Annotated in this window: 18 protein-coding genes and 3 pseudogenes; 11 read left to right on the top strand and 10 right to left on the bottom strand. The window is 68.6% G+C overall.

What is annotated here, in order from left to right:
* Positions 1-7: 7 nt before the first annotated feature.
* Entirely contained in the window at positions 8-991 is a 984-nt protein-coding gene (locus tag EL493_RS18635; protein ID WP_019046821.1) for an Acg family FMN-binding oxidoreductase, read from the bottom strand.
* A gap of 226 nt (positions 992-1,217) precedes the next feature.
* Here EL493_RS18635 and EL493_RS18630 point away from each other — a divergent pair, with 226 nt between their 5' ends.
* On the top strand, positions 1,218-4,430 hold the full coding sequence (locus EL493_RS18630) for a beta-phosphoglucomutase family hydrolase (protein WP_022566959.1): 3,213 nt from the start codon (positions 1,218-1,220) through the stop codon (positions 4,428-4,430).
* 389 nt (positions 4,431-4,819) lie between these two features.
* On the top strand, positions 4,820-6,859 hold the full coding sequence (locus EL493_RS18625) for an erythromycin esterase family protein (RefSeq protein WP_019046818.1): 2,040 nt from the start codon (positions 4,820-4,822) through the stop codon (positions 6,857-6,859).
* A gap of 39 nt (positions 6,860-6,898) precedes the next feature.
* Here the strand turns inward: EL493_RS18625 and EL493_RS18620 are convergent, their stop codons facing one another.
* Together EL493_RS18620 and EL493_RS18615 are read right to left on the bottom strand one after the other, a co-directional pair.
* Positions 6,899-7,900, bottom strand: a complete 1,002-nt coding sequence (locus EL493_RS18620; RefSeq protein WP_022566960.1) for a zinc-binding alcohol dehydrogenase family protein — start codon at positions 7,898-7,900, stop codon at positions 6,899-6,901.
* Positions 7,901-8,054: 154 nt separating this feature from the next.
* Positions 8,055-9,689, bottom strand: a complete 1,635-nt coding sequence (locus EL493_RS18615; protein ID WP_019046816.1) for a SulP family inorganic anion transporter — start codon at positions 9,687-9,689, stop codon at positions 8,055-8,057.
* Between the two features lie 388 nt (positions 9,690-10,077).
* Here EL493_RS18615 and EL493_RS18610 point away from each other — a divergent pair, with 388 nt between their 5' ends.
* Complete coding sequence (locus EL493_RS18610) at positions 10,078-10,422, top strand: zinc ribbon domain-containing protein YjdM (RefSeq protein ID WP_019046814.1); 345 nt, start codon at positions 10,078-10,080, stop codon at positions 10,420-10,422.
* A 33-nt stretch (positions 10,423-10,455) separates the two neighbouring features.
* Here the strand turns inward: EL493_RS18610 and EL493_RS18605 are convergent, their stop codons facing one another.
* From EL493_RS18605 to EL493_RS18585, 5 genes are all read right to left on the bottom strand, one after another.
* The gene (locus EL493_RS18605) at positions 10,456-10,713 is read right to left on the bottom strand and encodes an SHOCT domain-containing protein (RefSeq protein ID WP_022566961.1); all 258 of its coding nucleotides are present in this window, start codon (positions 10,711-10,713) and stop codon (positions 10,456-10,458) included.
* Positions 10,714-10,839: 126 nt separating this feature from the next.
* Positions 10,840-11,430, bottom strand: a complete 591-nt coding sequence (locus EL493_RS18600) for a hypothetical protein (RefSeq protein WP_019046812.1) — start codon at positions 11,428-11,430, stop codon at positions 10,840-10,842.
* Positions 11,431-11,443: 13 nt separating this feature from the next.
* The gene (locus EL493_RS18595) at positions 11,444-12,022 is read right to left on the bottom strand and encodes an Rv1733c family protein (RefSeq protein WP_019046811.1); all 579 of its coding nucleotides are present in this window, start codon (positions 12,020-12,022) and stop codon (positions 11,444-11,446) included.
* A gap of 4 nt (positions 12,023-12,026) precedes the next feature.
* A complete protein-coding gene (locus EL493_RS18590; RefSeq protein ID WP_019046810.1) occupies positions 12,027-12,929 on the bottom strand; it encodes a universal stress protein in 903 nt (300 codons plus the stop codon).
* 24 nt (positions 12,930-12,953) lie between these two features.
* On the bottom strand, positions 12,954-13,901 hold the full coding sequence (locus EL493_RS18585; protein WP_019046809.1) for a CHAD domain-containing protein: 948 nt from the start codon (positions 13,899-13,901) through the stop codon (positions 12,954-12,956).
* Between the two features lie 208 nt (positions 13,902-14,109).
* Here EL493_RS18585 and EL493_RS18580 point away from each other — a divergent pair, with 208 nt between their 5' ends.
* Together EL493_RS18580 and EL493_RS18575 are read left to right on the top strand one after the other, a co-directional pair.
* On the top strand, positions 14,110-14,982 hold the full coding sequence (locus EL493_RS18580; protein WP_019046808.1) for a universal stress protein: 873 nt from the start codon (positions 14,110-14,112) through the stop codon (positions 14,980-14,982).
* A gap of 225 nt (positions 14,983-15,207) precedes the next feature.
* Positions 15,208-16,194, top strand: a complete 987-nt coding sequence (locus EL493_RS18575; protein WP_030202031.1) for an Acg family FMN-binding oxidoreductase — start codon at positions 15,208-15,210, stop codon at positions 16,192-16,194.
* Here the strand turns inward: EL493_RS18575 and EL493_RS33205 are convergent.
* Positions 16,181-16,333 (bottom strand): annotated as a pseudogene (locus EL493_RS33205) (universal stress protein); the annotation flags it as partial. The gene EL493_RS18575 and the pseudogene EL493_RS33205 sit on opposite strands and share 14 nt — an antisense overlap.
* A 269-nt stretch (positions 16,334-16,602) precedes the next feature.
* Positions 16,603-16,776: pseudogene (locus tag EL493_RS33200) on the bottom strand (hypothetical protein); the annotation flags it as partial.
* Between the two features lie 118 nt (positions 16,777-16,894).
* Here EL493_RS33200 and EL493_RS18560 point away from each other — a divergent pair.
* The 6 genes and pseudogenes from EL493_RS18560 (at position 16,895) to EL493_RS18535 (ending at position 21,108) form a co-directional block, all read left to right on the top strand.
* On the top strand, positions 16,895-17,344 hold the full coding sequence (locus EL493_RS18560; RefSeq protein ID WP_019046805.1) for a hypothetical protein: 450 nt from the start codon (positions 16,895-16,897) through the stop codon (positions 17,342-17,344).
* 151 nt (positions 17,345-17,495) lie between these two features.
* Positions 17,496-17,957: an SRPBCC family protein gene (locus EL493_RS18555; protein WP_052023881.1), complete on the top strand. Its 462-nt coding sequence runs from the start codon at positions 17,496-17,498 to the stop codon at positions 17,955-17,957.
* A pseudogene (locus tag EL493_RS33900) lies at positions 17,954-18,262 on the top strand (universal stress protein); the annotation flags it as partial. The gene EL493_RS18555 and the pseudogene EL493_RS33900, both read left to right, overlap by 4 nt.
* 25 nt (positions 18,263-18,287) lie before the next feature.
* Entirely contained in the window at positions 18,288-18,629 is a 342-nt protein-coding gene (locus EL493_RS33895; protein WP_022566963.1) for a universal stress protein, read from the top strand.
* Positions 18,630-18,682: 53 nt separating this feature from the next.
* Entirely contained in the window at positions 18,683-19,315 is a 633-nt protein-coding gene (locus EL493_RS18540; RefSeq protein WP_019046803.1) for a response regulator, read from the top strand.
* A gap of 47 nt (positions 19,316-19,362) precedes the next feature.
* Positions 19,363-21,108, top strand: a complete 1,746-nt coding sequence (locus tag EL493_RS18535) for a sensor histidine kinase (RefSeq protein WP_019046802.1) — start codon at positions 19,363-19,365, stop codon at positions 21,106-21,108.
* Positions 21,109-21,231: the final 123 nt, after the last annotated feature.

The raw sequence follows: 21,231 nt of genomic DNA, 5'->3' as shown, positions 1-21,231 counted from the left end.
GCCCGCGTCAGAGGTCTGTCTCGGTGTCGAGCAGTACCTCCCCGACCGGACGGCGTGGTGTCGCGGGAAGCGGTTCACTGCTCGTGGGCGCCCAACCGACCCGGATGAAGGCCTGCGGGTAGCTGGTGCCGCCGAGCATGCGGGACCTGAGCTGGTTCCGCTGGACGGGAATCTCGAGTGGCTCGGTCAGTGCGCAGGTGGCCAATCCGATGTTGGTGGCGGTCAGCAGGACGGCGCTCATCGCCTCGCCCGCGCGCAGCCGGGAGATCCGGTCGTCGGAGGAGGTGCCGAGCAGCAGCACCTCGGCGTGGTCGTCATCTCGGGCAGGGTCGTTCAGTTCGGCGCCGGCGAACGTGCGGGCCGGCAGCTCGTCGCCCGGCCGGGGTGCCGGGATGTTGCGGGCGGGGACCCCGTCGAAGCTCGCGTGCCTCCCCGACCACACCGCCGTCTCGAACCGATAGTCGGGATCTGCGGCATGCGTGCGTGCCGCGGCGCGCGCGGCGACCACGAGCCGCGCTCGTTCCGCGTCGTCGACCGGACGCACGATCGCGCCGAGCGCCATCGCCCGCTCGGTCAGCAGGCCGAGACAGCCCGGCGGGATAGGCCAGGAGGTGAAATGCCTGCGGTCACTGTGGCGATGCCGGATGGCCGCGCTCATCGCGATCTCCTGGTCTGTCGGCCGATGGCCGACCAGGGTCACCGATGCGAGATGGTCCGGCTGCTGCGGATCGGGTAGGCGATGCACCACCGCTGCCCAGCCCGTCGCGGCGAACGCCACCGTGAGGTGGTGCAGCGCGGCCCCGCAACTGAGGAGCAGATCGCGCTGATCGGGGTCGGTCGCCGGAAGAGCCCGCTCCTGGTCGAGATACAGGTGAACGGCGCGGCCGGTGATGCGCCAGCGCCACGGCTGCACGTTGTGCACCGACGGTGCCCGCCCAGCGAGCGCGAGCACCGCCTTGACAGTGTTGTCGTCGGGCAATCCGCGGTCCATGATGTCCGTCCTTCGTCGAATGTCCCACCACCCTCGCACTGTGTAAGGCCGCCGATTAGGGCACGAGGGCCCCTCCTGAGGTGACTTCGGCTATCGGTGTGGACCGCATCTGACCTTCGGCCGTACACCACCGGACCTTGGGCACTTCCGCGCCGCCGTTCGCGAGCGCACGATCACAGACGTGCACCCGACAAGACCGCTCCGGCCGGCGCGATCCGACGAAGCGATGTCCCCAGCCGATCTGCCGTCGCCACGGACGGCCAACGGCTACGCTGCTGTCGTCTTCGACATGGACGGCGTGGTCACCGACACCGCCTCGGTCCATGCGACAGCGTGGAAAACCCTGTTCGACGAGGCGCTCCCGGCGCTGGGCCGCTCTGACGTGGCACCGTTCGATCCCACCACCGACTATCGTGACCTGGTCGACGGACGCAGCAGGGAAGCGGGCATCCAGGCGTTCCTGGCGGCGCGTGGCATCGAGCTGCCGCCCGGCACACCCGATCGACTCACCGTGCCCGGCCTCGCCGCGCGCAAGCAAGCACTGTTCACCCAGGCGCTGGCTCGCGACGGAGTCCGGGTGTTCGCCGATGCCGCACGGCTGCTCACCGGTCTCCATGCCGCGGGCGTGCCGACGGCGCTGGTGACCGCCAGCCGCAACAGCGCCGCCGTGCTCTCCGCCGCCGGGATCGCGGACATGTTCACCACCGTCGTCGACGGCACCGACGCCCTGCGCCTCACCCTGCCGAGCAAGCCCGATCCGGCCATGTTCCTCGAAGCCGCCCGGCGGCTCGGCGTCCCTCCCGACGAGGTCATCGTCCTCGAGGACGCCACCGCCGGGGTGCAGGCAGCGGATTCTGGCGGATTCGGCCTGGTCATCGGCGTCGATCACACCGGCTCCGGCGCGGCGCTGTGCTCGGCCGGGGCCGATGTCGTCGTCACGGATCTGGCCGATCTGCCCCTGATCCCTCATCCCGACTTCCCACCGCGCTCCCAGCCACGCTGGTGCGGTGGCGCCACGAATGCCGGACCGGGGGGCTGGAACCTCCTCTACGACGACTACGACCCGACGCAGGAAGGCACTCGCGAAGCGCTGTGCACCACCGGCAACGGCTACTGGGCTTCCCGCGGAGCGATCCCGGGCTCCACCGCGGACGGCGTCCACTACCCGGGCACCTATTTCGCCGGCGTCTACAACCGCGCCGTGTCACACGTCGCTGACAGGACCGTCGACACCGAGCATCTGGTCAACGCACCGGACTGGACCTACCTCACTGTCGCTCCGTCCGATGGACCGGTATTGGCGCCCGGATCCCCCTACCTGCTCAGCCATCACCAGAATCTCGATCTCCGGGCCGGTGTCCTGACCTGCATCGACCGCTACCGCGACGACGCGGGCCGGACCACCCGCCTCACAACGAGAAGATTCCATTCCCTGACCCACCCACACCTGGCCGCGCTCGAGGTCACGGTGGAAGCCGAGAACTGGTCCGGCACTGTGCTTCTCACCTCGGCGATCAACGGCCGCGTCGGTAACCGCAACGTGGCGGCGGACCGGGCACTCGAGGCCGAGCACCTCACCTCCGGCGGCCACCACGAACTGGACGCCCAGACCGTCCTGCACGAGGCGGTGACCAAGCAGTCGGCGGTCACCATCGCCACCGCGATCCGTACCCTGGTCCCCGATGCGGTGGTCATCGCACGCACGCCGATGGCCGACGACGACTGCCCCGGACAGCAGATCGAGTGTGCGGTCACCCCGGGCGTCGCGATCACCGCCGAGAAGATCGCTGCGGTGGCCACCTCCCGGGATCGCGCGCTCTCGACCGCGGCGATCGAGGTCGCGGAGCGCATCAGCGGGGCACCCGACTTCGCGACCTTGCTGGCGTCGCACGTCACCGCGTGGGCCCAGCTGTGGGATCGGTTCGGGATTCGGCTGGGTGACGGCCACGACCACCGGCTCGCGTTGAACCTGCACGTGTTCCATGTCCTGCAGGCCACGATCGCGGCACACCCCGACACCGACGCCGGGCTTCCCGCTCGGGGGTTGCACGGCGAGGCCTACCGGGGGCACATCTTCTGGGACGAGTTGTTCGTCTATCCGATGTTGACATTGCGGCGGCCCGAGCTGACGCGCGCCTTCCTGCAGTACCGGCACCGTAGGCTCGACCGAGCCCGCGCAGCCGCACGCGAAGCCGGCCTCACGGGCGCGCTGTATCCGTGGCAGAGCGGCAGCGACGGCCGCGAGGAGACACCGACCATGCTGCTCAATCCCCGCAACGGCCAATGGATTCCGGACCATTCGAGCCGCCAGCGTCATATCGGACTGGCGATCGCCTACAGCGTCTGGCAGTACTACCAGACCACGGCCGATCGCCGCTTCCTGATCGACCACGGGGCGGAGATGGTGATCGAAGTGGCCCGCCTGTTCGCCGCCCTCGCGGTACACGACGTCGGCGACGACCGCTTCGACATCGATGCCGTCATGGGCCCGGACGAGTTCCACGACGGCGAGCCGGGCGCCCAGGGCGGCGGAATTCGCAACAACGCCTACACCAACGTCCTGGCCTCCTGGGTCTTGCGACGGGCCCGCGAGATCCTGGTACTGCTGGACGGACAGGATTGCGGACCGCTGTGGGATCGTTTGCAGCTCAGCGCCGAGGAGCCCGCGCAGTGGGACCGGATCAGCAGGCGCCTGCGGGTGCCGTTTCACCGGGACGGCATCATCAGCCAGTTCCAAGGATACGAGGACCTGCACGAACTCGACTGGGACGCCTACACCGCCAAGTACGGCCACATCGAACGGCTCGACCTGATCCTGCAGGCCGAAAGCGACACGACCAACCGCTACAAGGTGTCCAAACAAGCCGATGTGCTCATGCTGTTCTACCTGTTCTCGGCCGAAGAGCTGCGGGAGATGTTCGAGCACCTCGGCTACGCCCTGCCGCCCGAGCTGATCCCCCGGACCGTCGACTACTACATCGCCCGGACCAGTCACGGATCGACGCTCAGCCGCCTCGCGCACGCCTGGGTGCTCGCCCGCTCCGACCGGGCACGCTCGTGGGGCCTGTTCGCCCAGGCGTTGCGTGCCGATGTGGCCGATACGCAGCGAGGCACCACCCGGGAAGGCGTCCACATCGGGGCCATGGCGGGCACCGCCGACATGGTGCTGCGCTGCTACAGCGGCATCGAGACCCGCGACGACACACTACGGTTGCATCCGGTCCTGCCCGCCGAACTCGACAGCGCCGAATTCACCATCTCCTATCGGGGACAACCCATCACCGTCACCGTGACCCACCGCCGCGTCGTCCTGCGCCTGCACCCGAGCGCCGCCTCGCCCATCCGCGTCTGCGTCGAGGATGTCGAACGGATCCTGGGCCCGGGTCAGACATGGGATTACGCGATGCCCCCGGCTTCGCCGCAACCGCCCGCACGCTGAACCGAACCTGCTCCGGCGTTCCTTCGCAGGTGAACCGCCGGCCTGCGGCACCGAGATTCTGGGACGGTCCAACGCCCTCTCCACGGAGGACGAAATGCCGTATCGGCAGACCGCGATGAGATCGACAATCAGAAGCAGGCCACTTGGCGATATCCGCCCGGACCGCACCGGCCGAACCGGCGAATCCGCGGCGACCACAGGTAGCCCGGTCGCCCGACACGGCGGCCGCCGATCCCGACCCGAAGGAGCCGTCATGAGTTGGACAGTCGCCGCGGTGATCATCGCCGCGATCTTCGCAGCCATGGTCATCGTCACCACCTATCTGCCCGCCAGGAAGCCCTGACGCCGCGTCGGCGGCACCGGGGCTGACCGACCGAATCGAGGCAGCGATGAACCCGATCAAGCTCCGCGAGGATTCCGCCCGCCGGATCTTCCGCGATCGCAGCGAGGCCGGCCAGGCCATGGCCGAACTGCTCGGCCACTATCGAGGTAGCGAGGACGTGATCGTGCTCGGGCTACCGCGCGGCGGGATCCCGGTGGCCTGGCAAGTCGCCGCCGCCCTGAACGCGCCGTTGGACGCCCTGGTCGTCCGCAAACTGGGCGTACCCGGCAATCCGGAGTTCGCCTTCGGCGCGCTGGCGGCCGGCGGCCGCGTGGTCCTCGCCGACGACGTCGTCCGCGCGCTGCGCCTGACCTCCGACAAGGTTCGCGCGGTGGTCGCCGCAGAGGCGGCCGAACTCGAGCGCCGGGAAGCCGCCTATCGCGGTGGGCGCGGCCCGCTCGATGTCGCGGGACGAACGGTGATCCTCGTCGACGACGGACTGGCCACCGGCGCCAGCATGTTCGCGGCGGTCGAGGCGATCCGCGCCCAGGAGCCGCGTCGCATCGTGGTCGCTGTTCCCGCCGCACCGGAATCGACCTGCCGTGAGCTCGGGGCGATGGTCGACGAGGTGGTGTGCGCGACGATTCCGTCGCCGTTCCATGCCGTCGGCGCATCCTATTGGGACTTCACACAGGTCACCGACGACCAGGTACAGACACTGATGTCCACCCCGACCGTCGGAGTGCCGCGCCCGGCGCCCGACCCGGCGCAGCTGATCCGCGCGTGCGCGATCAGCGCGCCCGGCGGGGTTCCGCCCATGGACCGATTCGCTGATCTGATCGGCACAGCGAACATCGTGCTGATCGGTGAGAGCACGCACGGAACACACGAGTTCTATACCGCCCGAGCCGAAATGACGAAATGGCTGATCGAGAACAAGGGGTTCGAGGCGGTCGCGATCGAGGGCGACTGGCCTGATGCCGCACGCGTCAACCGGTATGTGCACGCGCGCGGAAGCGACACCACTGCCGAGGAAGCGCTGCGCGGGTTTCAGCGGTTCCCGGCCTGGATGTGGCGCAATACCGTGGTCCGCGATTTCGTCGGCTGGCTTCGTGAGCACAACGACGCACAGCGTCGCGACGACGAACCCACCGCCGGGTTCTATGGTCTCGACTTGTACAGCCTGCACCGCTCGATGAACGAGATCGTGCACTACCTCGAACGTACCGACCCCGCCGCCGCGCGGCGCGCCATGGCTCGGTACAGCTGTTTCGACCAGTCCGCGCCCGACGACGGCCAAGCCTACGGATACGGCGCCGCCTTCGGTGCGGGCCGGATGTGCGAGGACCAGGTCGTCGCCCAACTGGTCGAACTGCAACGCCGGGCGCGCGCCGAGTTCTCCACCGGCACCGAGGCCTCCGCAGACCTCTTCGACGCCCTGCGCAACGCGTGGTCCGTCCGCGACGCCGAGCGGTACTACCGCACGATGTTCGGTGACCACACCGCTTCGTGGAACCTGCGTGACGAGCACATGGCCGACACGCTCGACGCGCTACGCGAGCATCTGGGCAGCGGTCCCGACCGCACACGCAGCGGACATACACCGAAAATTGTCGTCTGGGCGCACAACTCGCACGTCGGCGACGCTCGCGCCACCGAGTTCGGTGCCGAGGGCCAGCTGACGGTGGGGCAGCTGATGCGGCAACGTCACGGCGCACACTGCCGGACGATCGGCTGGAGCACCTACTACGGGTCGGTCACCGCCGCACAGGAATGGGGCGTTACCGCCATCCACGAAACGGTCCGTCCCGCACTGCCGTCCAGCATCGAGACGCTGCTGCACGACTCCGGAACGGGTGAATTCATGGTGCGGATGGATACCGGGGACGCCGCCTCGAACGAGCTCGGCCTACCTCGACTGCAACGAGCCATCGGCGTCGTCTACCGCCCGGGAACCGAACGTCGGAGCCACTACTTTCATGCTCGTGCCGCCGACCAGTTCGATGCCCTCATCCACATCGACCACACCACCGCGCTCGAGCCTCTCGAACCCACAAGCCGGTGGAGCGCGGCGCGAACGCCGGAAACCTATCCGACCGGGCTGTGAGGGTCTCGCGGACTCCTGGTGGGCGATGCTCGGCGCCGCCTAGGGAACCAGCACGGCCGCGCCGTCGAATCGGCCGAGCGACAGATCACGCAGCGCGCGATCGGCGTGTTCGAGCGGATAGCGGTGGGTCGTTACGCGGAGCCGGTATTGCCCGGCCAGCGTGAGGAACTCCGATGCCTGGGCGCGGGTGTTGGACGTGACGCTGCGAATCTGGCGCTCCCGGAACAGGTGGCGCTGATAGTTCAGCGCCGGGATATCGGTGAGGTGGATCCCGGCGACGGCCAGGGTGCCGCCCGCGTCCAGCGCCGCCATCGCCGGCGGAACCAGCTCGCCGACCGGGGCGAACAGGATCGCGGAATCCAGCGGCTCGGGTGCGGGGTCGGCGGCGCCCTGCGCGGAGTCGACGCCGAGTTCCAGCGCCAGGTCGCGGGCGGCCGCGTCACGGGTCATCACGTGCACCCTGGCGCCGCGCGCGAGGGCGATCTGCGCGGTGAGATGAGCGCTGCCGCCGAAACCGTAGATCCCCAGGACGCCGTTGTCCGGCACCTCCGCCCGCAGCAGCGCGTGGTAACCGATGATTCCGGCGCACAGCAGCGGAGCCAGTTCCTCGTTGCTGTACCCGGCCGGCAGCGGCAGAGCGAAATCGACAGGGACCATGGCGTATTCGGCGTACCCCCCGTCGGCGTCCCACCCGGTGTAGCGCGACCGCGGGCACACGTTCTCCGCGCCGCGCAGGCAGTACCGGCACACTCCGCAGGTGTACCGCAACCAGGGGATGCCGACTCGGTCGCCGACCGAGATCGTGTCGCATCCCTCCGGCACGGAGACGACTTCGGCAACCACCTCGTGCCCGGGTGTCACGGCCTCGCGATGGACCGGCAAGTCGCCTTCCACCACGTGCAGATCGGTGCGGCACACACCGCAGGACAGCACGCGCACCAGCAATTCGTCGCCGGTGACGACGGGCACAGGTTCATCCCCGAACCGCAGCGGAGTGGAGGAACCCACCGGTCCTGGACGATCCACTCGCCACACTCGCATCGTCTCGCTCCGTTCCGCCGGTGCGTAGTCATCTACCGATGTCCACCCTCGCACTCCTGCGGTGGAAAGCCAGGAGCACAACGGCCCCACTTCACCGGGCGGAAAGTCATCCCGCGTCGGCCATCGAAGGTCCGCCCCGCACCAGCTGATGCGCCTACTGCTGTCGACGGGCCGATACCACCCGGCGAGCATGGGAAATGGCGGAACCAGTGTCGGGAAAGACGGCGTCGTCCCCACCCGACGGAAGCGCGCCCATGGTAGTCAGGCGGGCGCGATGGTCCTCGCGCAGACCCGACATCAGGACGCTGATGTGGCGATGTTCGAGCTTGTTGATGGCGTCCTTGAGGACCAGGGCTCCGGTGGTGTCGAGGGCGGTGACGCGGGACATGCGCAGGATCACCACCTTCACGTCGGCGACTTCGGCCAGCTCCAGCAAAAAGCGGTGAGCGGCGGCGAAGAACAGCGGCCCGTCGATGCGGTAGGCGACGATGTGGTCGCGCAGCAGGGCATGTTCCTCGCCGAGGTGGTCGGTGTCGTCGAGGGGAACCTGCTGCAGGGTGGCCTCGCGAGCGATGGCACGCACGGCCAGTACCAAGGCGAAGCCAATGCCGATGACCACCGCGGTGACAAGGTCGAAGGCGACGGTGACGCCGAAGGTGATCATCATGACGATCGCGTCCCCCCGAGAGGCTCGGGCGATCGCGGCGACCGAGGCCGCCTCCACCATCCGCACGGTGGTGGCCAGCAGGACGCCGGCCAGGGCGGCGATCGGGATGTCGGCGACGAGTCCGGCGGCGAGATAGACGATTCCGGCCAGGATCGCCGCGTGGATGAGGGCCGCCAACCGGGTGCGGGCACCGGAGCGCACGTTCACCGCGGTGCGGGCGATGGCGCCCGTGGCGGGGACGCCGCCGAACAGCGGCGCGGCGATGTTGGCCAGGCCCTGGCCGAGGAGTTCGCGGTCGGGATCGTGACGGGTGCCCACGGCCATCGCATCGGCGGCGGTGGCCGAGAGCAGGGATTCGAGGGCGGCCAGGGCCGCGACCGCGAGCGCGGGCAGCAGCAGGGTGGCGATGTCGTCGAGCTGCAGGAACTCGAGTGAGGGCGCGGGTAGCCCGGCGGGGATGGCGCCGATGCGCCCGAGATCCAGATCGAATATCCGCGCGACGACAGTCGACACGGTTACCGCGACCAGCGCGAACGGCAGCTTCGGCCGCCACCGTCCGCCGATCAGGACGACCGCTGCCACCGCGAGCGCCGTCACCGGCGCCGTCCAGTGTGGCTCCTCGACGAACCGGCGCACGGCATCGACCGCCGATTGCCAGACCTTCTCGCCTTCGGCGCCGGCGATCCCGAGCGCACCCGGAAACTGTTGCAGCGCGATGACCACCGCGATGCCCGCGGTGAACCCCTCGATCACGGGAGCCGGCATGAACCGCACCGCCCGCCCGACCCTGGCGAACGCGAGCCCGACCAGCATCAGCCCGGCCAGCAGACCCACGGTCAGCACTCCGGACGCACCGTGCTCGGCCACGATCGGCACCAGCACCACCGTCATGGCGCCGGTCGGGCCGGACACCTGGAAGCGGGAGCCGCCGAACACCGCGGCCACCGCACCGGCCACGATCGCCGTCGCCAGACCGGCGGCGGCGCCGAGACCGGAACTGATGCCGAATCCCAGCGCCAGCGGCAACGCCACCAGCGCCACGATCAGCCCCGACAGCAGATCCGCGCCCGGCGCCCGGAAAGCGGGCTTCCACTCCGACCAGGTCGGCAGAAGGGCCCGCATGGTCAGCGGTGACCGAGCAGACGCGACTTCGGTGCGGCCGGCCGCGCGCGCACCCTGTCCCGCCTGTTCGCGACAGTCAGGTCGGCGACCTTCTCGACCTGACGCGAGATGGCCGGATGCTCGATAGGAACCATCGTGGGCCCACGGCTCGCGATCACAACTATCATCCTTTCAAGTTTTGTAATTTAGAAACTATGCAATCAATGGACACTACGGCTCGCGAACAGGTGTGGTCAGCGCCCTGCCCAGCTGAGCCGCGGCTCTGACGCCGCCGGCATCCCGGCGGGAACCCGCCCGGACCTCGCCGTATGGCTTTTTGCTAACTTTAGCAAACAGGCTATCAGGACTGGGTAAGCCGCCTGATCCCTACCACCGAAGGACTACACCGATGAGCGATACGCTGCCGCCCTGCCCCGCGTGTTCCTGCGAGTACACCTACGAGCTCGGAGCCCTGCTGGTCTGCCCCGAGTGCGCCAACGAATGGGCGCTCGCCGGTTCGGCCGAGGCGGTCGACGCGGTCATCCGCGACGCCGTCGGCAATGTGCTCGCCGATGGCGATACGGTCACCGTCGTCAAGACGCTCAAGGTCAAGGGCAGCCCCACCGGCATCAAAGCGGGCACCAAGGTGCGCAATATCCGCCTGGTGAACGGCGTAGGCGACCACGACATCGACTGCAAGGTGGACGGCATCGGGCCGATGCAGCTCAAGTCCAGCGTGGTCAAGAAGGTTTAAGCCACGGCCACACCCTTCTCAGTCGCCCGCGGGTCACCGTTGTGCGGTGGAACGCAGGACGGCCAGTCGGTCCGCGTACTCCTGCGCGTCGATCTCGCCGCGCGCGAATCGCTCCGCCAGGACATGTTCCGGGCCGGGTGCCGCCGGATGCACTCGGCGCTCCCCCTCCATCCGGAACAGATATCGCAGCGCGAGCACGAATCCGACGATCAGCATGCCCCAGAACAGGATCATGCCCAAGCCCATCCACGCGTATCCCCATCCACTGACATCGTGGTCATACCAATACATCGTCCGCCTCCTGCCAGGTCACGGCCCTTCGACCGTCTCGTCCACGATGCGCCGAGCGGAGCTGTTCGCAGAAGGGCCGAGGGCCACCGTCCGTCGGTACCAAAGCCCTTTCGAGCTCGCATCGGGTCATGGACGCAGCAGCCAGGACAGAAAGCCTCCCGACACCGCCGCCATGACCGCAGCCATCAAGACACCGCCGGCGATGCCGATCGCGGCGATCTCCCCGGCTGGTTGGCCCTGGTGCCACAGCGGGCTGGTGAACAGCGCGAACACCGTGAGCCCAGCCGCCCACGACAGAGCGGTGGCGGCGATCCACCAGCCTGCCCTGGTGAGATATCGGCGCAGGACTACCCACTGGGTCACCCCGAGGGCTGCGATCACCACCGCGCCGCCCGTACACAGCACCGGGATCGCCCAGCTCGTAGGCCATTCGCGCACGACATCGGCACGTGTCAGTGCCATCGCCACCGACCAGGCGACCAGGGCACCGAGTGCCGTCGCAGCAACCCAGGCGCGATTGCTCAGATCACGAATGGCCGGACGTAGCGCCCGCGCTTGGAATATGCCCAGCACCGCGCCCTCGCCCGCGCCCGCGGCCAGCAGTGCCACCGTCGGCCATACTCCGGGCCGGTCCCACATGGACGTCGCGACCAGCGCCGGTATCGAGAATCCGAGCAACTCACCGGCGGTGACGAGAACAACCCACCGCAACCACATCGGCGTCTCCCGACTATCGGCTGAGAGCGGACGCTTCGCGGTCCCAGACCCTGCCGCGCTGCCAGCCGATGAGCCTCTCGGTGGCCGAGATCAGGCCCCAACCGGCCAGCCCGGCACACACCAGCACGACGATCCCGCTTCCTATGCCGGTGAAAACCGCAACGACCTGCTCCCTCGGCGGTCGCACGGGCTCGCCGGACCTGTTCAGCCATACCGTGATCCGGTCACCCTCGTCCGCCACCGAGGAGACCGGCACCGTCGCGACGACGGTGCCCGCCTGGGTGGTCCAGCTCACCTGGGCGCGCCGCACGTGCGCGGGACCGTAGTCCGGCGGCGCGACCACCACCGCCGTCACGGCGGCGCTGTCGCGGCGCTCGGCGCCGATGAGCGCGGCTTCGTCCGTGTAGGAGATGGTGCCCACCGCGCCGGCCAGTGGCACGGCGGCCAGCAGCATCACCGCCGCGATCACCCGCGCCGTGAACCGCGCTCGCTCGGGCCAGCTCATCAACGGACTGCCGCTCCAGGGGCGACATCGCCACAACCGCACGATGCCGGCCGGCAGCGCGTCGGTACGGAAGGTCGACGACGTCATCGGATCAGTCCCTGTTCCGGACCACGATGGTCGGGGTTTCCACCGCGTGCAGCAGAGCGTTGCTGGTCGATCCGAGCAGCATGCTGGAGAATCCACCGCGCCCGTGGCTGCCGACCACCACCAGCTGCGCCGATGCCGCCTCGTCGACCAGCGACCGCACCGGCCGGTCGGCGACGACGATCCGGCGGACCGGCACGTCGGGGTAGCGCTCGGCGTACCCGGCCAAGGACTCGGCCAGGTCGGCTTCCGCCTGCTGGCGCCCCATCTCCCACCCGAACGCCGGCAGGTCCAGGGCGCTGGCGTCACTGAACGCATGCAGTGCGACGAGTTCGACCTTGCGGCGCGAGGCTTCCTCGAAGGCGAGTGCCAGGGCGGGAACGCTGTTCGCGGTGCCGTCGACACCGACGAGGACAGGCATCGCCGCCGAGACCGGGTCGATGGCCGCGATGCCGTGCACGACCGCGACCGGGCAGTGGGCGTGCTGGGCGCACGCGCGACTGACCGAGCCGAGCAGTCCGCGCTGGAAGGCGCCGAGGCCGCGGCTGCCGACCACGAGGAGTTCCGCGTCGGTGGAGCGCGTGATCAGCAGGGGTGCCGCCTGCTCGAACGCGACTTCGGTGGTGATGGTGAGGTTCTGGTCGGGAACGGCGGCGCAGGCTACCCGCCGGGCTTCGCCGACGACGCGCTCGGCGTCGGCACGCAGCCATTCCAGGTCGGCTTCGCCCAAGGACATGCCGGGTCCGAACCCGGTTTGCAGCGCCCCGGAGGTCAGGATATGCAGCGGAAGGTGGTGCAGAACGGCTTCGTTGGCGGCCCACGCCGCGGCCTGATAGGAGGTCGCGGATCCGTCCACGGCGACCAGGACGGGCCGCGTGTGGTGCTCGGTGGGGTGGGACTTGGTGGTCATCGTCGTACCTTTCCTGTGTCGAATTCAGCTCGTCATGCTGTGGACGTCGGCCATCACCCGCGCGTCGCGCAGCGATCGCCAATAGGTGGCGGGCAGGGCCGCGCCGTATTCGGCCGTGCGGTCGATTTCGCGCTGCATGAGCAGCCCGTAGGTGAAGGTGGACTCGCCCGCGTTCTCGGCCTCCCGGGTCAGCTGGATCAGGTGATGTTTGGCCACCGCCGCGTCCTGGTACTCACCGAGCAGCCTCTGCAGAGCCGTGAGACCCGCGGCTGCCTGGGCGTGGCGGGCCGGATCCAGCTCCTGTACCGACTCCAGGTAATAGCGCGTGCGCCGCACCGCTTTGCGCAGATCATGCAGCGCCGCGTCGGTGGCGTCTTCGTCTCTGGCCTTGCCGACCGCGCGCATCCGCCGCCGGATGCGCGCCAGCTGCCCGGCGAGCACCACGGCGTTGTCCGGGTCGTCGATGCCGGGCACGACCCCGGTCCGCAGCAGCCGTTCCTCGGCCATCAGATCCTCGATCATGGCCGGGAACCTGTTCGAGGACAGCAGGTCCCGGGCGGCGATCCAGGCCGGTCGGCTCCGGCTGTCGAAGTATTCGGTGATTCGGTCCGGTACCGGACCACGGACATACCGTGGGCGCAGGACATCGACCGCGGCATGCAAGCGCGCGGACTGTGTGCGCAATTCGTGTGCCGCGCCGACAGTGATGCCGAGCCAGCGCAGTTCCTCGATGAGCCGACGGACTTCGGACTGCCTGCGGACTGCCTGCGGGTGCGCGCTGAGCGCGCAACGGGCTCGCCGCGCGGCCTTGACCAGTGCCACGACCGAATCGGGATCGTCGTGACCGGCCGCGACCTGCCCGTCCATGATCGTTTCCCGCTGCGCGTGCAGGTACCGGGCCAGCATCCCGCTGACCTTCGGTTCCGTGGTCGTCGTCGGCGGGCCGGCAGCCGGCCGGGTCTCGATGGACATCGGGTCCTCCTCGAACTGTCGGGTGAGTGGAGCGGTGTGACTTTCACGATTCCGTCTCGCGCGCCTGCGACACAGTGCCGTTCGCCCGCGAAAGTCCCTTCCGGGATCACGGTTGGTCACGACGAAAGACCCACCCTCGGGGGTCTCCTGACCCTGCTGCGCGTCGCGTCGGCCGGCGCACGCTGACACCGAGCAGAAAGGGAGCCAGATGAACATTTCCGGGAATCCGAAGCCGGTCGTCGTCGGCGTCGACGGATCGGAGCAGTCACGCCACGCGCTGCGGTGGGCCGCCGCGTTCGCCGCGCATCACCGGATCGAGCTGCGGCTCGTCTTCGCGGTAGAAGTCCCCGTCGACTACGGACCGGGCCTGACCGGCCCGCTCTACGACCTCGACATGCTGCGCCGCCACGGTGAAACCGTCGTGTCCGAGGCAGCGCAGGAGGCCACGGAGGTCGCCGCGCCGATCGCCGGAATCACGATCTCCACCGATGTGATGGCCGGATCCGCGGTCGCGGTGCTGCGGCACAACAGTGAGTCCGCGCGGCTGCTCGTCGTCGGAAGCCGAGGGCACGGCGCGTTTCGGCGCACGTTGCTGGGATCGGTGAGCACCTCGATCGCCCGCCACGCCGGCTGCCCGGTGGCCGTGATCCCGGAGTCGGAGGCGTCCGCCCAGGGGGCGGTCGTCGTCGGGGTCGACGGGTCCGCCTGCAGTATGGACGCGGTCGCGATCGCCTTCGACGAAGCAGCCCGCCGCCAGGTCCGGTTGATCGCGGTGCACGCCTGGTCGGAGTTCTACCGGTACGAAGCTCGCTCCACGATGCAGGCCGAAGGCGAAGCCGTACTCGCCGAAAGCATCGCCGGTTTCGCCGAGAAGTATCCCGAGGTCCAGGTTCAACGTGTAGTCGTCGAAGAACGCCCCGCCAAAGCACTGCTCGACACCGCGGCACACGCCCAGCTGCTCGTCGTGGGCAGCCACGGCCGGGGCGGCTTCGCGGGCATGATGCTCGGCTCGGTCGCCCAGACCGTCCTCCACGGCGCCGACGTGCCTCTCATCATCGCGCGACCGGCCATCGAGTCCTGACCACCGTCCCGACAACCGATCGCGCACCCACGCACCGAACGGCTCGCGGCGGCGGCCGTCACAGTCGTTCACCCGGATCTCCCCGCGATGCGGTGTCGTGTCCCGGGGTCTGCGATGAAAGGCCCTTCTCAGCGCCGGCGTGAGGCCCACCGAGGGCATTTGGTCCCCGTCGTACAGGCGCAACGGCCGTCTCCAGGGACCGCGGAACGGACCACACTGGGTGATATGAATCACGAACCAGCTTCCGCTCTCCCCCGCCCCGCCACCGTCCGTACCGCGATCCAGCTCGGATGCCGCGCACCGTCGGTGCACAACACCCAGCCCTGGCGCTGGGTCTTCGACGGCACCCGGTTGCACCTGTACCGCGACACCGATCGGCAACTGGCTTCGGCCGACCCGCAGGGTCGCCAAGCGATGATCAGCTGCGGCGCCGCCCTGCACCACGTGCGTACGGCATTCGCGTCCTTGTGCTGGCGCACCGACGTCGCCCGGCTACCCGACCTGAGCGATCCCGGACTATTGGCCACCCTCGAATTCCGGCCTTGGCTCGATCCTCCCACCGCGGTGTTCCGGCGCGCCGAGGCGATCGAGTACCGCTACACCGACCGGCTGCCCATGGCGGAACCGAGCGGCTGGGCTTCGGTCAGGCTGGCGGTGGAAGCCCTTGTCAGCACGCATGAGCTCACCCTCGACGTGCTCGACGAGGACGCACGGGCCCGGCTGTCGATCGCTTCGGAGCAGACCGGGGCGTTGCGCCGCTACGACATGGACTACCAGACCGAAATACGATGGTGGTCCGGACATTCCGATATCACCGAGGGCGTGCCCGCGTCCGCCCTGGTCTCGGAATCCGAGGCCGCGCGCGTCGGTGTCGCCCGCGACTTCCCGCGCTCGGAATCCCGTGCGCGCCGGGGTGAGCTCCGCGATCACGCGCGGCTGGCGGTCCTCACCGCCACCGGTGAGGCGCCGGGTGCCTGGCTTCGGACCGGTGAGGCACTGTCGGCGACACTGCTCGAATGCACGGCATCGGGCCTGTCGACGTGCGCGCTGACCCATATCACCGAACTGGCCGCTGGACGTCGCCTGCTGAGCAGCTTGATCGGACATCCTGGCGTCCCACAGGTCGTGGTGCGCATCGGCGTGGCTCCCGACGACCGTCGACCCCCGACGACTCCACGCCGGCCCCTGTCCGATGTGCTCACCATGAGATAGTCCGCCGAGGCGCCACAGTCTGTTCGTCGCGAACCACGATCACCGCGATCTCCACCGCGCGCAGCAACGCCTCGCTCGTCGAACCGAGCAGCATCCCGGTGAATCCACCGCGACCGCGGCTGCCCACCACCAGCAGTTGCGTCGCAAAGTTCGGCCTCGGCCGTAACGATGGTCATCTCGCGACCGAGCGTCAGCGGGCCGTCGACATCGTCGAAGGCATGCATCGCCACCAGATCCACCCCTCGCCGGGAAGCCTCGTCGAAGGCGAGCTCCACCACCGCGGGCACACTGTCGGGGGGTTCCATCGACACCGACCAGCACCGGCCGGACCAGCGATACCGGATCCGCGGCGGTGATCCCGTGGACAACCGCGACAGGGCACTTCGCGTGACCTGTCACCGCGCTGGTGGTCGGACCGAGCGTGCCTCGGTGCAGGCCGCTCAATCCGTGACTGCCGACGACCGTGAACGCGCCGGCGCGCGAGGTCAGCGCCGGGACCGCCTGAATCGGTCCCGAGCATGGCTGGACGACCGTCGCCTGCGACAGGGAACAGCCCTTCGCGGCGTACTTTGGTCCTCCCATGAGGGGCACTGTGCCTCTCCCTCCGACCGGCCGCTCTGGCAAGACTCGAACCATGCCACCGCACCCCGTCGTTCAGCCGACCCGGCAATCGCGTCGCTGGGTCTATCGGAGGAACCCCGTGTCAACCTTCAAACAGCGTAAGACGCAGCGAGCTCTGCGCGCCGGCCTGGTCGGCACCACCGGATTCGTCGCATTCTGGGCGTTTGCCGGGGCGTTCGGCCTGATCAGCGGTGGCGCCGAGCTCGGCGCCGAGATCACCTCCCGCCTCCCCCACCGCAGCCCGGTGCTGGCCGGCCTCCTGCTGGCGGCGATCGTGGGCGCGCCGATGGCGGCGACGGCGATTCTGGGACTGCGGGCCCGTCCGAGTGCCGCGCTCGTCGGCGTGGGCGGCGGCGCGTTGCTGCTGGGCTGGGTCACCGTCCAACCCTTCGTGATCGGCCAGTTCTCCTGGCTGCAGCCGGTCTTCGGCGTGCTCGGTATCGCGGTGTGCCTGCTGGGCTACCGGCTCCATCGGCTGACGACTTCCTACGCACCCCCGCGTATCCCGTTCGGCGCATCACCGGCATGACCGCCACGTGAAACTCGGAGACACGATGAGACAACCAACGATGCGGACACAACACCGATTTGCGACCTGGGGTTGCACCTCGGACGAGGCCGCCGCACCGATGTCGGGAGATGACCTCGTTCCTGGAGCCCGCCTGCAGACGACGCGGGCGGTGACCATCGCCGCCGAACCCGCCGCCGTCTGGCCTTGGCTGGTCCAGATGGGGCCGGGCCGGGCCGGTGCCTACACCTTCGACTGGGTCGAGAACTTGTTCGGCCTGAACATGCACAGTTCCCGCGAGATCATGCCCGCCTTCCAGCACCTGGCCGTCGGAGACGAGCTCACCCTCGGCGCCTCGGGCCCGACGATGCGAGCGCATGTCGTCGAGCCCTGCCATACCCTTGGGTGGGCGTCGGACGCGGGCGACTGGACCTGGACGTTCCAGTTGACCCCGGTCTCCGGCGGAACCCGGTTGATCAGCCGCAACCGACTCCTGGGCCCCGACTCACCGCTGCTCCGGCGGCTCTATGCCGCCGTGATGGTGCCGGGCAGCCTTCTGATGGAACGCAAGATGCTGCGCGGAATCGCGCAGCGTGCCGAACGGTCTCGGCGAGTCACGGAGGACCCGCGATGACAACGCTGCGGGACAGGCCCATCATCGCCGGCATCGATGGTTCCGACCGCGCCTTGTCCGCACTGGCCTGGCCCACTCCGGTGTCCGTCCTCGTCAAGCGCTCGCACTCCGCACGGCTGCTCGTGCTCGGAACCCGGCGGATGGACGCGTTCGACCGCGCGGTTCTCGGCTCGGTCAGCGCCGTGCTGGTCCGGCGCGCGGGTTGTCCGGTCGTCGTCGTTACCGCCGCACCGACCCCCGCGCGCTCGCAGCCGATCCTGGTCGGTGTCGACGGTTCGCCCGCGAGCGTGCGCGCCGTGGATATCGCTGTCGAGGAGGCGGCGGCACGGGATGCGACGTGGTCGCCTGCTGGCGTGGACACGGACCGACGGACGAGAGTCCGGGCACACGGCAGCACAGAGAGCCCAGGCCGCCCTCTCGGCGAGCCTGGCCGGCTATGCCGGGACATATCCCCAGGTCAGGGTTCACCAGATCGTCGCCGCCGGCGACCCGGCCGAGAGAATTCTCGACGAATCCGCCGGAGCGTGGTTGATCGTCGTCGGCAGCCGGGGGCGCGGCGGATTCGCGCTGGGTTCGGCGTGTCGTGCGGTGCTCGACGAGGCGACCGTGCCAGTGCTCGTCGCGCGTCCCCGCCCCGGCGGGCGACGACATTCACGCAGCTCAGAGCGATAAGTATCCCAGGATCGTAGGCTGGAAATGTCCCATGAAACGAAAGGTCCGCACCCATGGTCAAGGTATTTCTGGTCGACGATCACGAAATCGTCCGGCACGGCGTAGCCGACCTCATCGACCTGGAACCCGACCTCGAGGTCATCGGTGAGGCCGGCACCTGCGCCCAAGCCCTCGCCCGCATCCCCGCACTACGCCCCGACGTCGCGGTTCTCGACGTTCTCCTACCCGACGGCAACGGCATCGAACTGTGCCGCGAACTCCTCTCGTCGCATCCCGACCTGCACTGCCTGATTCTGACCTCGTTCACCGACGAACAAGCCATGCTCAATGCCATCCTGGCCGGAGCCAGTGGCTACGTCATCAAAGACATCAAAAGCCTCGAACTGATAGCCGCGATCCGCGACGTCAGCGACGGCAAATCACGGCTCGACAATCGAGCCGCAGCGGCATTGATGGCGAAACTACGCGCGGAGGCCGCCGAAAAAACCGGGCCGCTGGCAACCCTCACCGAACAGGAGCGAACTCTGCTGGCCCTCCTGGGCGAAGGACTGACCAACCGGCAGATCGCCGCCCGCATGTTCCTGGCGGAAAAAACCGTCAAGAACTACGTGTCCCGGCTGCTGACAAAACTCGGCGTCGAGCGCCGCACACAAGCTGCCGTCATGGCATCGAAACTCGAGGAATAGCGCGCTGGACGACGTCGCGCGGGCGTTCGTCGTGGAAGAATATCGGCGTGGACGAACACATCCAGCATTCTGCGACAAGCCCACAGATTCCGGTCACCCAGACGCTGGCACAACTGCGGCTCCGCGAATTGCTCAGCCAGGTTCAAGACCGTATCGCGCAGATCGTCGACGTCCGCGACCGCATGGATCGCCTCATCGAAGCGATGCTCGTCATCACCGCGGGGCTGGATCTCGACGACACCCTCCGGTCGATCGTGCATACCGCCATCGAACTGGTCGACGCACAATACGGCGCTCTCGGAGTGCGGGAGACCGACAAAACCAGCAACCAGCTCGCCGAGTTCGTCTACGAAGGCATCGACGACCGGACCAGGGTCCTCATCGGCGACCTGCCGCGTGGTCACGGGGTCCTCGGATTACTGATTCAGGAACCCGAGCCGATCCGTTTGACAACATTGTCCGACCATCCGTCCTCGGTCGGCTTTCCGCCGCATCATCCCCCGATGCGGACATTTCTCGGCGTGCCCGTGAAAGTTCGCGACGAGGTTTTCGGCAATCTATACCTCACCGAAAAGGCCGACGGTCAAGAATTCACCGAGGATGACGAAGTCGTGGTCCAGGCGCTCGCGGCAGCCGCCGGTATCGCCATCGCCAATGCTCGGCTCTACGAGGAATCCCGCGTCCGTCAGCAATGGCTCGAAGCGACCAGGGACGTGGCCACCGAGCTGCTCGCCGGAGGCGAACCGAAAGAGGTTCTGGCCCTGGTCACCCAGCAGGCGCTCAGCCTCACGCAATCGGCGTGCACCTTCGTCGCGCTACCGGAAGACCCCGACGTTCCGAGTGCCGAAGTCACCGACCTGGTGGTGATCGCCGCGGCGGGTGTCGACGCCGAGGCGATCACCGGTCAACGTCTCTCCGTCGACGATTCCCAGTCCGGTGCCGCCTATCGTTCCGAAGAGACCGTCGTCTGCGACAAGCTGCCCTACAACCTGTTCTCCAACACCAGGACCAGGTTCGGACCCGCCGTCGTCGTACCGTTGCGTGTCGGTGCCACCGTCATCGGCGTGCTCACCACCATCCGTCCTGCCGACGCGCAGCCGATGGACGACACCACCACGGCCATGCTCACCGCCTTCGCGGATCAGGCTGCGCTGGTCCTCCAGCTGTCCGACACCCAACGCCGCATGCGCGAACTCGACGTGCTCTCCGATCGCGACCGCATCGCCCGCGGCCTGCACGACCACGTCATCCAACGACTCTTCGCCGTGGGCCTGTCGCTGCAGGGCACCGTACAGCGCGCCCGCACACCCGAGGTCAAGTCCCGGCTCATGGACACCATCGACGACGTGCAATCCATCGTCCAGGACATCCGGCACTCGATCTTCGACCTGCAGAGCAACAACACCGCCGACTCCTCCAAGTACCGGAAACACCTGCACGGCATCATCGTCGAGACGACCGCCGACTCCGGTCTGCGCACGACCGTCCGGCTCGCCGGCCCGGTCACCGTGCTTGCCCCGCCGCTGTCCGACGACGTCGAAGCCGTGCTGCGGGAGGCGGTCAGCAACGTGGTCCGGCATGCGCACGCGAGCTTGGTCTCGGTCGAGCTCAAGGTCGGTGACGAGGTGTCCATCGAAGTCGCCGATGACGGCGTCGGCGTCCCCGACGACATTGCGCGCCGCAGCGGATTGGCCAATCTCGCCGTCCGCGCGGAGAAGGCCGGGGGAGCATTCTGGATCGAGAACCGTTCAGAGGGTGGGACGATCGTGCGCTGGACAGCGCCGCTGCCGTGACCACCTTGCAGAGCGTCCGCACCCGACCCTTGTCACCGGCTCCGGCCGACCGATACGTCGCTGGGGTCGATCTCGTCGGCACCCGTAGGTAACTGTCTTCCACAAGCGGCACGCCCCGAGGGC

Source organism: Nocardia asteroides (assembly GCF_900637185.1).
Classification (GTDB): domain Bacteria; phylum Actinomycetota; class Actinomycetes; order Mycobacteriales; family Mycobacteriaceae; genus Nocardia; species Nocardia asteroides.
The sequence above is the reverse complement of the archived record's forward strand: the minus strand, read 5'-3'. Positions and strand labels throughout refer to the sequence as shown.